The 14,715-nt window shown below is 72.3% G+C and carries 15 protein-coding genes; 8 read left to right on the top strand and 7 right to left on the bottom strand.

Annotation, left to right across the window (positions count from 1 at the left end; genetic code table 11):
* The first annotated feature begins 16 nt into the window (after positions 1–16).
* From SM447_RS06670 to SM447_RS06660, 3 genes are all read left to right on the top strand, one after another.
* Complete coding sequence (locus SM447_RS06670) at positions 17–1,216, top strand: Dyp-type peroxidase (RefSeq protein ID WP_474571908.1); 1,200 nt, start codon at positions 17–19, stop codon at positions 1,214–1,216.
* A 16-nt stretch (positions 1,217–1,232) separates the two neighbouring features.
* A complete protein-coding gene (locus SM447_RS06665) occupies positions 1,233–1,868 on the top strand; it encodes a copper resistance CopC family protein (RefSeq protein ID WP_474571819.1) in 636 nt (211 codons plus the stop codon).
* A gap of 268 nt (positions 1,869–2,136) precedes the next feature.
* Entirely contained in the window at positions 2,137–2,436 is a 300-nt protein-coding gene (locus SM447_RS06660; protein ID WP_474571818.1) for a hypothetical protein, read from the top strand.
* A gap of 50 nt (positions 2,437–2,486) precedes the next feature.
* Here the strand turns inward: SM447_RS06660 and SM447_RS06655 are convergent, their stop codons facing one another.
* From SM447_RS06655 to SM447_RS06635, 5 genes are all read right to left on the bottom strand, one after another.
* On the bottom strand, positions 2,487–4,364 hold the full coding sequence (locus SM447_RS06655) for an ABC transporter ATP-binding protein (RefSeq protein WP_474571907.1): 1,878 nt from the start codon (positions 4,362–4,364) through the stop codon (positions 2,487–2,489).
* Between the two features lie 274 nt (positions 4,365–4,638).
* Positions 4,639–4,788 carry a hypothetical protein gene (locus SM447_RS06650; protein WP_474571817.1) on the bottom strand — a complete coding sequence of 50 codons (150 nt, stop codon included), beginning with the start codon at positions 4,786–4,788 and terminating at the stop codon, positions 4,639–4,641.
* 2 nt (positions 4,789–4,790) lie between these two features.
* On the bottom strand, positions 4,791–4,991 hold the full coding sequence (locus SM447_RS06645) for a glycosyltransferase (protein ID WP_474571816.1): 201 nt from the start codon (positions 4,989–4,991) through the stop codon (positions 4,791–4,793).
* Positions 4,963–5,121, bottom strand: coding sequence for a hypothetical protein (locus tag SM447_RS06640; RefSeq protein ID WP_474571815.1), 159 nt, complete (start codon positions 5,119–5,121; stop codon positions 4,963–4,965). Before SM447_RS06640 ends, SM447_RS06645 begins: the two co-directional genes overlap by 29 nt.
* A 23-nt stretch (positions 5,122–5,144) precedes the next feature.
* On the bottom strand, positions 5,145–5,480 hold the full coding sequence (locus tag SM447_RS06635; protein ID WP_474571814.1) for a YnfA family protein: 336 nt from the start codon (positions 5,478–5,480) through the stop codon (positions 5,145–5,147).
* Positions 5,481–5,658: 178 nt separating this feature from the next.
* On the opposite strand from SM447_RS06635, the gene crcB (SM447_RS06630) reads away from it, so the two are divergent.
* The 3 genes from crcB (SM447_RS06630) (at position 5,659) to mgtE (ending at position 7,939) form a co-directional block, all read left to right on the top strand.
* The gene (crcB, locus tag SM447_RS06630; protein ID WP_474571813.1) at positions 5,659–6,141 is read left to right on the top strand and encodes a fluoride efflux transporter CrcB; all 483 of its coding nucleotides are present in this window, start codon (positions 5,659–5,661) and stop codon (positions 6,139–6,141) included.
* Positions 6,138–6,512 carry a fluoride efflux transporter CrcB gene (gene crcB / locus SM447_RS06625; RefSeq protein WP_474571812.1) on the top strand — a complete coding sequence of 125 codons (375 nt, stop codon included), beginning with the start codon at positions 6,138–6,140 and terminating at the stop codon, positions 6,510–6,512. The genes crcB (SM447_RS06630) and crcB (SM447_RS06625) overlap by 4 nt, the downstream gene beginning before the upstream one ends.
* A 104-nt stretch (positions 6,513–6,616) precedes the next feature.
* Entirely contained in the window at positions 6,617–7,939 is a 1,323-nt protein-coding gene (mgtE, locus tag SM447_RS06620) for a magnesium transporter (RefSeq protein ID WP_474571811.1), read from the top strand.
* A 28-nt stretch (positions 7,940–7,967) separates the two neighbouring features.
* Here mgtE and SM447_RS06615 read toward each other — a convergent pair whose 3' ends face one another.
* Positions 7,968–10,619: a cation-transporting P-type ATPase gene (locus SM447_RS06615; protein WP_474571810.1), complete on the bottom strand. Its 2,652-nt coding sequence runs from the start codon at positions 10,617–10,619 to the stop codon at positions 7,968–7,970.
* A 227-nt stretch (positions 10,620–10,846) separates the two neighbouring features.
* Positions 10,847–11,602 (bottom strand): potassium channel family protein, encoded by a 756-nt coding sequence (locus SM447_RS06610; protein ID WP_474571809.1) that lies wholly within the window; start codon positions 11,600–11,602, stop codon positions 10,847–10,849.
* 304 nt (positions 11,603–11,906) lie between these two features.
* Between SM447_RS06610 and SM447_RS06605 the strand changes: the two genes are divergently transcribed.
* The gene (locus SM447_RS06605; RefSeq protein ID WP_474571808.1) at positions 11,907–13,517 is read left to right on the top strand and encodes a potassium/proton antiporter; all 1,611 of its coding nucleotides are present in this window, start codon (positions 11,907–11,909) and stop codon (positions 13,515–13,517) included.
* Positions 13,518–13,626: 109 nt separating this feature from the next.
* Positions 13,627–14,667: a sodium:calcium antiporter gene (locus SM447_RS06600; protein ID WP_474571807.1), complete on the top strand. Its 1,041-nt coding sequence runs from the start codon at positions 13,627–13,629 to the stop codon at positions 14,665–14,667.
* The last annotated feature ends 48 nt before the right edge of the window (positions 14,668–14,715 follow it).

The raw sequence follows: 14,715 nt of genomic DNA, 5'->3' as shown, positions 1-14,715 counted from the left end.
ACCCACCGGCCGGCCGGTGAGCCGGCGCGGCCTGCTCACCGGCGGTGCACTGGCCGCCGGTGGCACGCTGGCCGGTGCCGCCGCGGTGGCCACCACCCGCGCCAAGCCGTCCGAACGCCAGCCGGAACGGACACCGGTGGCGGCTGTCGGCGAGGCAGTCGAGCCGTTCCACGGCGAACGGCAGGCGGGGGTCGTCACCGAGCCCCAGGCACACGCCGCATTCGTCGCCCTCACCCTGCGACCGGGCAGCGACCGGGCCACCCTCGGACGGTTGCTGCGACTGCTCTCCGACGACGCCGCCCGCCTCACCCAGGGTCGTCCCGCGCTCGCCGACACCGAGCCCGAGCTGGGATTGTTGCCGGCCCGACTCACCATCACCTTCGGCTTCGGTCCGGGCCTGTTCGCCGCCGCCGGTCTCGAGGACCGCCGCCCACCCTCCGTGGTCGAGCTGCCCCCGTTCCCGATCGACCGGCTGCAACCCCGCTGGTCCGGCGGGGATCTGCTGGCGCAGATCTGCGCGGACGACCCGATCACCGTCGCGCACGCCCAGCGGGTCCTGATCAAGGACAGCCGACCGTTCGCCACCGTGCGGTGGGTACAGCAGGGTTTCCGGCGGGCGGCCGGCGCCGAGCCGGGCCGGACCCAACGCAACCTCTTCGGGCAGCTCGACGGCACCGCCAACCCGAAGCCGGGCAGACCGGTGGAGACCGCGGTCTGGATCGATGAGGGCCCTGACTGGCTGCGCAACGGCACCACGCTGGTGGTTCGACGGATCAGCATGAACCTGGAGACCTGGGACCTGCTCGGTCGCACCGACCGGGAACTGGCCGTTGGTCGGCGGCTCGACAGCGGTTCCCCGCTGACCGGCACGCTCGAACACGACGAGCCGGACTTCGCGGCGCTCGGCCCTGACGGGCTGACGGTGATCCCGGACTTTTCCCACCTCACCCGGGCGCACGTCACCGACGACCGGTTCCGGATCCTGCGCCGCCCCTACAACTACGATGGCGTACCCGCCGCCGACGGCACCGCGGACAGCGGGCTGATCTTCGCGGCCTACCAGGCCGACATCGCCACCCAGTTCCTACCCATCCAGCGCCGGCTCGCCGAGCGGGATCTGCTCAACGAGTGGACCACTCCCATCGGCTCCGCTGTATTCGCCGTCCCACCCGGCTGTCCTGAGGGTGGTTGGGTCGGCCAGCAGTTGCTCGACTGACGAGGAGAATGACCACATGTCCATCCGCCTCCGCCGGCTGTCCTCCGCCGGCGCGGTCGCCGCCACGCTGGCCGTCGTCGCCCTGCTGGTCGGGCCGGTCCCGCCGGCGTACGCCCACAACGTGCTGCGCAAGGCCACTCCCGCACAGGACGCCGAACTCAGAAAGGCGCCCGGCAGGATCACCCTGGAGTTCATGCAGAAGCTGAACCCGTCATTCACCACCATCACCCTCAGCGACGCCGAGAAGCAGCAGGTGCCCACCGGCGAGCCGGAGGTGAGCGGCACCAAGGGCACCGTCGCCATCGAGTCGACGCTGGCCAACGGCGTCTACACGGTCGCGTACCGGGTGGTCTCCGCTGACGGGCACCCGGTGCAGGGCTCGTACACCTTCACCGTGGCCGACCCGGCCGCCACCGCGGAACCCACCCCCACGCCGGAGACGAGCGAGCCGGTGGAGCCACCACCGGCGACGCCGAGCGTCGAGCCGACCACCTCCGCCGCGGCGGCCAGCCCGGCCGCGAGCGACTCGTCGGGTGGCCCGGGCACGATGGCGCTGCTGGCCGGCGGCGGGGTCGTGCTGGTACTGGTGGCCGCCGCCGGGGCGCTCCTGCTGCGTCGCCGGATCGCCAGCGGAGGCGACCCCGGGCGGTGAGCGTGGCCGGGCCAGCCCGGCACGGGGGTGGCGGACCGCAGCGGCACCGGCCCGAGATGACGAAACCCGAACTTCCTCCACAAATGGACATATAGGATGAGATTCGCGTTTCACTCACGCTCGATCGGGTCCCGACAGCCGCGACCCGGGACCGGTCCCGTACGCCCGCTTGGAGGTCGTGATGGTGGTCCGAGTTCGCAGGGCGAGGTCTGCCGGGCCGGGCCGCCAGGTGCCCGGGGGTCGGGCCCTCGCGCCTGCCGTCGGCCTGGTGGTGGCTGTCGCACTCGCCCTCGGTCCGTCGACGGCCGTGAGCGCCGCGGTGGCACCGAGCGGCGGCACGCCTGACGCACCGGCGGCCTCCGCGCCGGCCGGGTCGACCCGGGTCACGTTCGAGGTCCTGCCGGCGCCGACCGGCAGCCCCACGCCCAGCCCGCATCCGTCGAAACAGCCCCTCCCGGTCACCGGATCCCGCTCCGGCCCGGTTGCGCCATTGGCCCTCGCCCTGGTGCTGCTGACCATCGGCGTCGCCCTGGCCACACTCGGCCGTCGCTCCACCCGCTCGCGTTGACCGGACGGTACTGGCGACGATCCGCGCGGCTGCCGGTCGGTCCTGCCGGATCACCCCGGGGCCGGGTACGGGTGTTGTCGCGGTGCGGGACGGTCGGTGTCGGCGTAGCCGGCGGCCTGGAGGGTGAACAGTTCGGCGTAGCGGCCACCGGCGGCGACGAGTTCGTCGTGGTTTCCCTCCTCGATCAGGCGACCATGGTGCAGCACGAAGATCCGGTCGGCGTGCCGCACGTTGGCCAGTCGGTGCGTGATCAGGATGGTGGTGGCGCGGCCACGCCGATCACGGATGGCCTGGAAGAGCGCGTCCTCGGCCCGCGGATCGAGCGCGGACGACGGCTCGTCCATCACCAGCAGTTCCGCGTCGCGGAGGAACCCCCGGGCGGCGGTGATCCGCTGCCACTGCCCACCGGAGAGATCCTGCCCCTTCGCGAACGTGCGGTCGAGCAGCGTCTCGTACCCGTGGGGCAGTTCGCGGATCATCTCGTCGGCGACGGCGCGGGCGGCGGCCTCCTCGATACGGTCCTGTCGGGCCTCGGCGTCGATGTCGCCGATGGCGATGTTCGTGGCGGCGGTGAACGGCCACTTGTGGTACTCCTGGGTCACCACGGCGATGCGGGCGCGCAACTCGTCGCGGTCCAGTTCCGGCAACGGTTGCCCGTTCCAACGGACCACCCCGTCGCTGGGCGTACGCAGGCCGGCGATCATCGCGGCCAGGCTGCTCTTGCCGGAACCGTTCTCCCCGACGAAGGCCACCGTCTGCCCCGCCTCGACGGTCAGGGTCACCCGATCGACCGCCGGGGTGTCGCGGTCCGGATAGCGCAGGCTCACCCCGTCCACGGTCAGCACGCGCAGCCGGTCCGGTGGTGCCGCCTCCACCTGCTCCGGCAGATAGGCGGCGGCCCGGGTCATGAACCCCGTGTAGTCGCGGAAGTGCTGGCCCTCGGTGTAGACGCGGTCCATCTGGAAGGTCACCACGGCCAACGAACGTTGCGCCGCCTGTACCGCGATCACGCAGGTCGCCGCCGCCGCGAGCGGGATCTGCCCGTCGATGAGCAGCAACCCGAGCAGCACGTAGACCACGGCGGTGGCGACGCCGCCGATCATCGAACCCACCGTGACCGTCGTGGTGACCCGACGGGCCAGGGCCAGCTCGATGTCGGTCTCCACCGCCATCACCCGGTCGTACTGGTCCAGCAGGAACCGGCGCAGCCCGTACGAGCGCAACTCCGGCGCCGAGGCCCGTTCGGCCATCAGCCGGTGCAGCAGCCACATCCGGCGTCGCCGGACCGAACCGGCGATGTAGGTCTGGTACCGCAGGTGTCCCGCCCGCAGCGACGCCCACGCGTTCGGCACGGTCGCCACCAGCAGCGCCGGCAGCAGCAGCGGATGGATCACCACCACGGCGACGGTCACCGCGACCACCCCCACCAGCCCGGCGAGCAGGTTCATCGAGGCGGGCACCAGGTCGACCGCCGAATCGGTGCCCCGGGAGGCCCGTTCCATGTCGTCGGCGAACGCGTCGGCGTCGAACGCCTCCAGTCGCACCGCCGTGGTCACCTCGAACAGCCCTCGCTCGACCTCCCGGCTCACCCTCGGGGTCAGTCCGTTCAGCGCGTACCCGGTGGCGATCGCCATGCCGGAACGCGTCGCGGTCGCGGCAGCCAGCACGGCGAGCGCCGGCAGCGCGGCCACCACCTTGTCCCCGGTCGGGCCGCCGGCGAACAACTCCACCAGCACCCGCTGCGTCGCGAGCAGGCCGAACGCCGACATCACGCCGGCACCGACCGTCGCCACCGCGACCACCGAGGTACGTGACCGGTCGGCCCGCCAGCTGATCCGCAGGGCCGCCCAGATCAGCTTGGGCAGTTCGGCGAAGACGGCGAGCAGACCGGCCTGGGTCCGCGCCCGCATCCCCGTCTCCCACCACATGGCCCGCATCTCGGGGAGCACCGATTCTCCGCCCGACGATCCGGCCTGCTGCGCTCGGTCACGACGCCGGGTCGACGTGGCGGCCATGGGGGTACCTCCCGGGGGTCGGCGACAACTGGCCGTCGCCCCCGCCGGACGGCGGCGCCGCCGCCGAGGAACGGAAACCGCCGAGATAGCCAAAGGCGACCGACCAGCTACTTATAGTCACCGCCGATGCGGCAGTGGTCCAGCCCTGTCGGCGCGCCGAACCGCCCGGCACCGGACAGCGTCCCGATCACCGTCCCCCGGCGTACTCCGGCAGTCGGCGGGCTACCTGCTCGGGCGAGGGCATGCGGGCGATCTCCCTGGCCAGCATCCACGCCGCATCCCGATGGTCACTGCGGCCGGGTAGCAGCCGGCGGGCGTACGCCGTGATGGCGTCCACGCTCACCTCATCCGGGTCAGCCGCAGACCGGCGCCCGCGACGCAGAGCGCCTCGGCGTTCGCGAACTGGTCCGCGCCCTGTGGCAGGACCAGTTGCGGTACGCCGGCGGCGAGCGCACCGAGCGTCGTGCCACTGCCGCCGTGATGCACCACCACGTCCACGTACCGCAGCAGGTCAGCCTGCGGAACCCACGGCCGGACCACGACACGGGGCGTGTACTGCCTCGCCGGCCGCGAAGTACACCTCGTGCCCGGCGTCGCGAACCGCCCTGGCCACGGGAATCAGCGGGTAGGTGTGCCCGACCGAGGCCAGGCTCGCGAACAGGACGCGCATCGCGTCACCGTAGTGGTAAGTGATTAGGCGCCACGCGGGGCGTACATGATGACGGCGACGCCGAGCAGGCAGATGGCGGCGCCGGTGAGGTCCCACCGGTCGGGGCGGAAGCCGTCGAAGATCATCCCCCAGGCGAGCGAGCCGGCGACGAAGACGCCACCGTACGCGGCCAGGATGCGGCCGAAATTCGGATCGGGCTGGAAGGTCGCGACGAAGCCGTACGCGCCGAGGGCGAGCACCCCGGCGGCGACGAACCACAGCCCCCGGTGTTCCCGCCAGCCCTGCCACACCAGCCAGGCGCCACCGATCTCGGCGACCGCGGCCAGGGCGAACAGCAGCACGGAGCGCAGCACGGTCACCGGCGGAACCCTACCCGCGCCGGTGCGCGGTGGCCCGGTCGCGGCGCTATCCTCGCCACGGGCACCCCGCGACGGTGCCCGCGGCGGTGGGGCCCGCCGCCCCGCTGTGCAGCGGGACAACTGCGGCGTCCGCCGCCAACGGTCCCTGCCAGGGCACATCTGCTGGTAGGGAGCGACCGTGCGACCAGAGCGACCGCCGATCGACCCGGATGTCGACCTGCATGTCCCCCGCCAACGCGCCGAACTGCGGGGCGGGACCGTCAGCCTGCTCGGCACCATCGCCGTCGGCGGCATGGTCGGCGCGGTGGTGCGACACGGGCTGGCCGTGGCCTTTCCGCACCCGCCGCGCGGCTTCCCCTGGGCCACTTTCGCCGTCGACGTCTCGGGCTGCCTGCTCATCGGCGTACTGATGGTGCTGATCACCGAGGCGTGGACCGCCCCCCGGCTGGTCCGGCCCTTCCTGGGTGTCGGTGTTCTCGGCGGCTACACCACCTTCTCGACGTACGCCGTCGAGGTGCAGCAGGCGGTGGCGGCCGGCGCGGCGCGGACCGGGCTGCTGTATCTCGCCGGCACCCTCGCCGCCGCCCTCGCCGCCGTCTGGTTGGGCATGACCCTGACCCGCCTGGCCACGGGCGTGCGCCGGCTCCGGAGCGCCGGATGACCGTGCTCCTGGTGGCGCTCGGCGCCGCCCTCGGCGCGCCGCTGCGCTACGTGATCGACCGGGCGGTGCAGACGCGTCACGACTCCGTGTTCCCCTGGGGGACCTTCGCGGTCAACGTGGTGGGCTCGCTCATCCTCGGGATCCTGATCGGTGGCGCCGCCGTCGGTGCGGTACCCGGGACTCTGGTCGCCCTCCTCGGCATCGGCCTCTGCGGAGCGCTGACCACCTACTCGACCTTCGGCTACGAGACGGTTCGACTGTTCGAGGACGGTGCTCGTTTCTACGCGTTGGTCAACGCCGGGGTCAGCGTCGTCGCCGCGTTGGGTGCCGCGTTCGTCGGGGTCACCCTCGCCGAGGCGCTGTGGGCCTGACCTCACCGGGTTCGCCGTCGACGTACGGCGGGTAGGTTTGGATCATCCAGCCGGCCAGGTTCCGGGTACCCGACGATGACGGCGCAGCCGGCGGAGGTGATCGAATGACCTTGCAGCAGCTTGTCGAGCGCAACGACCTGGGTCTGATCCGCCAGTGGCTCGACGAGCATCCGCCACACGAGATCGCCGACGCGCTCGCCCGGCTCGACGGCGTCGCCGCCGGAGTGCCGTTCCGGCTGCTGGACAAGGACCGCGCCCTCGCGGTCTTCGAGGAACTGGAGCCGGTCGACCAGCAGAGCATCCTGATGGGCCTGCGTGACCTGGCGTTCCACGATCTGGTCGAGCGGATGGACCCCGACGACCGGGCCCGGATGCTCACCGAGGCGCCGGCCAAGGTCGCCAAGCGGGTGCTGGCCGGGCTGTCACCGCACGAACGGCAGATGACCGCCGAACTGCTGGGCTACCCCGCCGGGTCGGTCGGGCAGATCATGACGCCGGAGACGGTCGCGCTGCCCCGGCAGCTCACCGCCGCCGAGGCCCTCGCGGTGGTACGGCAGAAGGGTGCCGCCGCCGAGACGGTCTACGTGCTGCCGGTGGTCGACACGGGTCGCTGCCTGGTCGGCGTGGTGGAGCTGCGCGACCTGGTGCTGAGTCCCGCCGACGCGCCGGTGGCCGAGCTGGTCGGCGCCGACGTGCCCCGGGTACGCGCCACGGACGCGGCCGAGGACGCCGCGCGGCTGATGCGGGAGACCAACACGCTGGCCCTGCCGGTGGTCGACAGCGAGGACCGGCTCGTCGGCCTGCTCACCATCGACGACGCCGTGGAGATCATCGAGGCGGCGGACACCGAGGACGTGGCCCGTCAGGCCGGTACCGCGCCGTGGCCGGGCCACTACATGGCGGTCAGCGTGTGGCGGCTGGCCCGCTCCCGGGCGCCCTGGCTGCTGCTGCTCATCATCGCCTCGGTACTCACCGTGAACGTCCTCCAGGTTTTCGAGACCACCCTGGAACAGGTCACCGCACTGGCCCTGTTCATTCCGCTGCTGGTGGGTACCGGCGGCAACGCCGGGGCACAGGCCACCACTTCCGCGGTACGCGCCCTCGCCCTCGGCGAGCTGCGCGGCTCGGACCTGCCGGCGGTCATCTGGCGGGAGTCCCGGGTCGGTCTGCTGCTCGGCACGATGCTGGCACTGGTCGGTCTGGCGGTCGGCGCGGTGGTGGTCGGCGGGCAGATCGCCCTCGTCGTCGGGATCTCCCTGGTGGTGATCTGCGCGTGGGCCGCCACGGTCGGTGCCACCATGCCGCTGTTGGCCAAACGGCTACGCATCGACCCGGCCGTGGTGTCGGCACCGATGGTGACCACCCTGGTCGACGCCACCGGTCTGATCATCTACTTCGCCGTCGCGCACGCCGTCCTCTCACTGTGACCGGTTTCAACCTGCCCGGTGAAGCAGCTCAGCCGAGGTTGTGGCGCAACCGCTTGTCGACGGCGACCACGACGGCGGCGACGGCCCCGACGGCCAGGATGCGCAACCACACGTCCGGCCCGATCGGAGCGGTGCCGAAGATCGTGTTCATCGGTGGCAGGTACGTGATGGCGAGTTGGCAGAGGGCCTGCGCGGTCACGCCGAGCAGCAGCCAGCGGTTGGAGAAGAAGCCGATCCGCCACGCTGAACGGGTCAGCGACCGGCAACTGAACAGGTAGAACGTCTCGACCGCGACGAAGAGGTTCAGCGCGGCGGTCCGCGCCTGCGCGACGTCGGCGCCGTTTGCGTACTCCCAGCGGAACACCCACCACGCGCCGGCCACCAGCAACGCGGCCACCAGCAGGATCCGGATCACCAACGCACCGGTCAGCAGCGGCCGGGCCGGATCGCGGGGTGGCCGTTGCATGATGCCCCGCTCCTTCGGTTCGAAGGCCAGCATCAGGCCGAGCAGGACCGCGGTGGTCATGTTGATCCAGAGGATCTGGGTGGGCAGCAGCGGCAGGGTGGCGCCCAGCACGATGGCGACCAGCACCACCAGTCCTTCGCCGAGATTCGTCGGCAGCGTCCAGACGATGAACTTGGTGATGTTGTCGAAGACCCCCCGTCCCTCCTCCACCGCGGCCTCGATGGTGGCGAAGTCGTCGTCGGTGAGGACCATGTCGGCCGCTTCCTTGGCCACCTCCGTGCCGGAGCGGGCCATCGCGATGCCGATGTTCGCCTGTCGCAACGCCGGGGCGTCGTTGACCCCGTCGCCGGTCACCGCGACCACGTGACCGCGTTGCTGAAGCGTCTCGACCAGCCGGAGCTTCTGTTCGGGGGAGACCCGGGCGAAGACGGTGGCGCGGTCGACCTCCTCGGCGAACCTCTCGGCGGGCAGCCCGTCGAGGTCCGTGCCGGTGACCACCGTGTCCCGCCGGTCGGCGTCGAGCAGCCCGAGCTGGCCGGCGATGGCGCCGGCCGTCGCCCCGTGGTCCCCCGTGATCATCTTGACGTCGATGCCCGCGGTGTGGCACGCCCGTACCGCCGGGGCGGCGGCGCTGCGGGGCGGGTCGAGCATCGCCTGCAGTCCGGTGAGCACCAGGGTGCCGGGCAGGGCGACCTCGTCGAAACCGTCGTCCGGGCCGTCCGGCGGTCGGACGGCGGTGGCGAGCACCCGCAGCCCACGACCGGCCAACTCCTCGGCCGCCCGCAGGGCGTCGTCGGCGCGCAGCGGGCGGATCTCCCCGTCGGCGCCCATCTCGCCCCGGCACATCGCGACGATCCGCTCGACACCGCCCTTGGCCAGCACCACCGCACGGCCCGTGGCCCGCTCGTCGTGCAGCGTCGCCATGTACTGCCGCTTCGAGTCGAACGGAATGGTGTCCCGGCGCGGATAGTCGGCCGACAGCCGGTCATGGTCGATCCCGGCCTTCGCCGCGACCACCTGCATGGCGCCCTCGGTCGGGTCGCCGGCCAGCAGCCACTCGCCGTCCTGCTCGCGTACCCGGGCGTCGTTGCAGCCGGCACCGGCCAGCAGGGACCAGCGCAGCGCCTCGCCGCCCCGGCCGTCGTCGCGGATCTCCCCTTCCGGCCGGTAGCCGGAGCCGGTCACCTCGAACCCGGCGTCCGGCGTCCAGACCGCTCGGACCGTCATCTGGTTCTCGGTCAACGTGCCGGTCTTGTCGGAGCAGACGACGGTCGTGCTGCCCAGCGTCTCGATCGCCGGCAGGCGACGGATCACCGCCCGGCGGCGGGCCATCCGGGTCACCCCGATGGCCAACGTGATCGTGACCGCCGCCGGCAGCCCCTCGGGTATCGCGCCGACGGCGAGCGCCACGGCCGCGGTGAACGTCTCGACCGCGTCCTGGCCGCGGAGCAGGCCGACCGCGAAGGTCACCGCCGACAACACCAGGATGACCACCGTCAGCATCTTGCTGAACTTGGTCAGTTTGCGGGTCAGCGGCGTGGCCAGCGCCTCCGCCGTGCCGACCAGGCGGTGGATCTGCCCGAGTTCCGTCTCGGCGCCGGTGGCCACCGCGATCCCGGCGCCGCTGCCGGCCGCGACGAGGGTGCCCGACCAGACCATGTTGCGCCGGTCGGCGACGGGAGTGCCGACCGGTAGCTCCGCCTCCAGCTTGTCGACCGGGACCGACTCACCCGTCAGCGCCGACTCGTCGACCCGCAACTCGGCCAGCCGGACCAACCGCAGGTCCACCGGAACCTTGTCGCCCGCCTCCAGCACCACCAGGTCACCGGGGACCAGTTCCTCGGAGGAGATCGTCCGCTGCTCGCCGTCGCGGATCACCCGTGCCTCGGTACGCACCATCGACCGCAGGCTCTCCAGCGCCGCCTCGGCCCGTGACTCCTGGGCGTACCCGATCGCGGCGTTGATCAACACCACCCCGAAGATGACCGCCGAATCGACGTACTCGCCGAGGACCGCGGTGACCAGACCGGCGGCGATCAGCACGTAGATCAGTGGGTTGTGGAACTGCCGCAGGATCCGACGCAGCAGGCCACCACCACCGGCGGCGGGCAGCACGTTGCGGCCGTAGCGTTCCAGCCGCCGGGCGGCCTCCGCGTCGCTCAGACCGCGCTGCGGATCCGTCTCCAGCAGCAGCACCACCTCGTGGGCGGACATGCCGTGGTGTTCTTCGGATCGCGACGTTCCAGCCGACTGTTCGAGCGTCACCGTCACCCCGCCGACGATCAGAGAACCGGACCCGCGCCGCCGGCCCGATCGCCGCCTCCGCACCGGCGGCCGGCCGGACGCCGCGCCCACCATCTTCCGGGACGAACCCCGTCCGGCAGGCCGGAACGCCTGATCACGCCCCAGCCGAGCGGTGACGTTCAGCTGAGCGGTGACGTTCAGCCGCCGCTCCGCTCGGCCGGGTCGGCGTCGAGCCGCCGCCGTAGGGCGGCGATCTCGGCACGCAGCGCGGCCAGGTCGTCGGCGGTGGCCGCCGCCGGCTTGTCGGCGCCGGCCGAGACCCGCTCGACGATCCAGGTCGCCAGCGAACCCGTGACGAAACCGATCAGCCCGATACCACCGATCATCAGGCCGAGAGCGACGAACCGTCCCATGGTGGTCACCGGGTAGTGGTCCCCGTAGCCGACGGTGGTGATGGTCACCGTCGACCACCACAACGCGTCGTCGAAGGTGGTGATGTTGGCCTCGGGCGCGAGTCGTTCGGCGTCCAGCACGGCCAGCGCGGAGACCAGCACCAGCAGCGCCGTGGTGGCGGCGACGTACACCGCCAGCCGGCCGCGTGCCCACACCTCGGTGCGGCGGTTGATGGTCAGCACCACCATGATCAGGCGTACGGCACGCAGCGGTCGCAGCATCGGCAACGCCAGTACCACGAGATCGAACAGGTGTTCCCGGAGGAACCTCCGTCGATCACCGGCCAGCCGAAGCCGTACGACGATGTCGGCCCAGAACAGCAACCAGACGACCACGGTCGTGGCGGCACAGGCGGCCCGCCACGACGGGTCCAGGTCGGGACGCAGGATCGGTGCCGCGTACACCACCAGGAACAGCACGGACAGCACGGTGAGCGGAGCGGCGCTGACCCGCTCCCACGCCTCCAGCCGATCGGTCCCCTGTGCTGTTCCGCCGCTCATGAGCCGACTCCCGCTCTCCTCGTCGTACGCGTGGCCGGGTCATGGTCGCTCACTCGGACACCCACCCCCGCAGGCGGTCCGCGAGTCCCACCGCACTTCGGCTCACCGTCACGCTGAGCGTTCGACACCAGGTCGCCCGGTAACGTGAGCGGCGGACACGCCGTGGCACGGGTCGTCCGTCCGGCAGAGCCGGGTGGGCGACGGCTGTGCGGCCCGTGGGGGCGGGGCCGGCGTCGTCCCCAACTGCGGTGCGAGCTTGAGGGAGCGGAAGCATGGGTGGACGGCGGCTGGGACGGGTTCCGGGATGACCCTGCAGGAGGTCTACCTGCTGATGATCGCTGCGGCAGCGACCGTGCTGGTGAGCGTCACCGCGGCGCGGGTGGCCACCCGGGTGGGCGTGCCGATGCTGCTGGCGTACCTCGGCGTCGGACTGTTGATCGGGGAGAACGGGCTCGGCCTGCGTTTCGACGACGCCGCCCTGGCCCAGGCGCTGGGCACGGCGGCGCTCGCGGTGATCCTGGTCGAGGGTGGCCTCACCACCCGGTTCTCCGACATCCGGCCGGTACTCGCCCCGGCGACCGCGCTCGCCACCGTCGGCGTGCTGATCAGCGTCGGGGTCACCGCCCTCGGTGCGCACCTGCTGCTCGACGTCTCCTGGCAACTGGCCCTGCTGCTGGGGGCGGTGGTGTCCTCCACCGACGCGGCGGCCGTCTTCTCGGTGCTGCGTACCCTGCCGCTACCCAGAAGGCTGGCCGGGTTGGTGGAGGCCGAGTCGGGGCTGAACGACGCACCCACCGTCATCCTGGTGCTCGCCTTCAGCGCCACCAACCTGACCGCGACGAGCCCACTGGAACTGTTGGTACAGATGGTCTACCAGCTCGGCGTCGGTGGCGCGGTCGGCGTCGCGATCGGCACCGCCGGAGTCTGGTTCCTGCGCCGGCTCACCCTGCCCGCCTCGGGCCTCTACCCGATCGCGACCTTCGCCTGCGGCATCCTCGCCTTCGCCGCCGCCGGGCTGGCCCAGGCCAGTGGCTTCCTCGCCGCCTACCTCGCCGCGCTGATCCTGGGCAACGCCCGCCTGGCCCACCGTCGGGCCACCGTGTCGGTGGCCGAAGGGCTCGGCTGGATCGCGCAGATCGGGCTGTTCGTCATGCTCGGCCTGCTGGCCAACCCCAGCGAGCTACCCGCCGCGATCCTGCCCGCGCTCACGGTCGGTCTGGTGCTGCTGTTGCTCGCCCGGCCGCTGTCGGTGCTCGTCACGCTGCTGCCCTTCCGGATTCCGTTCCGCGAACAGGTGCTGCTGTCCTGGGCCGGGCTGCGTGGTGCCGTGCCCATCGTGCTGGCCACCATTCCCGTGGTGGCCGGGGTCGGCGGCAGCGAACAGCTGTTCAACATCGTGTTCGTGCTGGTCGTGGTCTTCACCCTGGTGCAGGCTCCCACGCTGCCGTGGCTGGCCACGCGGCTGCGGCTCAGCTCAGCCGGGATCGGCCCGGACCTCCAGGTCGAGTCGGCACCGCTGGACGCCATCGACGCGGACCTGCTGCACCTCAACGTAGAGCCCGACTCCCGGCTGCACGGCGTGCACATCCGCGAGCTGCGGCTGCCTCCACCGGCCGCGATCACCCTCGTGGTCCGCGACGGCACCGCCTTCGTGCCCGAACCGGAGACCCGACTGCGCCACGGGGACCAGTTGCTCGTGGTCACCACGCCGCACGTCCGGGAACGTGCGGAGCGCCGTCTGCGGGCGGTCGCCCGGGCCGGACGGCTGGCCCACTGGCGCGGCGAGACCGGCGACCCGGAGCATCCGGCCGTGAAACGTCGACGAGCGGACGCCGTCCCGGCGGCCCCGCCATCGGCGCCACCGGCCGGCACCGGTGACGAGTCACCGTCGGTCCTCGTCCGGTCGGGCGGCTGAGCGACCCCGCGAGGGATGTCGGACGGGCCGCTGGCGGTCGTGCGGCCGCGCCGGCCGGCCGGTCGGTGAAACCCGGGTTCGGACGGGACTTTCCGGGAATGCCCGGCCGGTGGCGCACGTCCTGACGCCTCCGTGGCCGCTGGGCTGGAGCATCGGCCTGTTCCTGCTCGCCGGGACGGTCACCGTGCTCGGCAGCGTCCGGCTGGTCGCGCTCGGCGACACCCTCGCCGACCGTACGGGCTGGGGTGAGGCGCTGTTCGGGGCGGTCTTCTTCGGGATGGCCACCTCGCTGTCCGGGATCGTGATGACGGCGGTGACCGCGGCCGGCGACCAGCCCCAGCTCGGCTACGGCAACGCGGTCGGCGGCATCGCCGCGCAGACCACCGCGGTTGCCGTGGCCGACGCCTTCCATCGGCGGGCCAACCTGGAACACGCGGCGGCATCGCTGTCGAACGTGCTCTTCGGTGCGCTGCTCATCGCCCTGCTGTCGCTCGCCCTACTGGGCAGCTTCGCGCCCGGGGCCACCGTGGCCGGCCTGCATCCCGCCTCGTACGCGATGGTCGGCTGCTATGTCGGCGGCCTGCATCTGGTGCGCAGGGCCGGCGCCAGCCCGCCCTGGCAGGCCGTCGCCACCGCCGAGACGTTGCCCGACGTCCCGCACGAGCACGGCGACCTGGATCGTCGGCGCTCCGCCTGGCTGTGGCGCCGGTTCGCCCTGGTCGGCCTGCTGGTGGCCGGCGGCGGATGGGTCATCGCGCTCGCCGCCGAGAGTCTTCTGCTGGTCACCGGGCTCAGCGCGGGATTCATCGGCGCGAGCCTGATGGGCGCGGTCAACGCGCTGCCGGAGACGGTCACCGCCGTGGCCGCCGTCCGGCGTGGCGCGCCCACCCTGGCGATCGCGGCCGTCCTCGGCGGCAACAGTCTGGACGCGCTCAACCTCGTCGTCGGCGACATCGCGTACCGGGGCGGGTCGATCTACCACGCCGCCGGTACGGAGGAACTCTTCGTCACCGCCACCGCGCTGTTCATGACCGCCACCCTGCTCGGCGGGCTGCTCGTCCGTCAGGCGTGCGGCTGGGGGCGGCTCGGCTTCGAGGGGATCGTGCTGCTCGGCACGTACGCCGTCATGACCGTCGCGCTCGTCGCCTGAACGTCGTCCCACCGCCAATCTGCCGGCTTCCCGCCGTTGCCGTGCGGG

This window comes from Micromonospora aridisoli (assembly GCF_056150025.1).
Note: the sequence above shows the minus strand (reverse complement) of the source record. Positions and strands in the feature narration are given on the sequence as shown.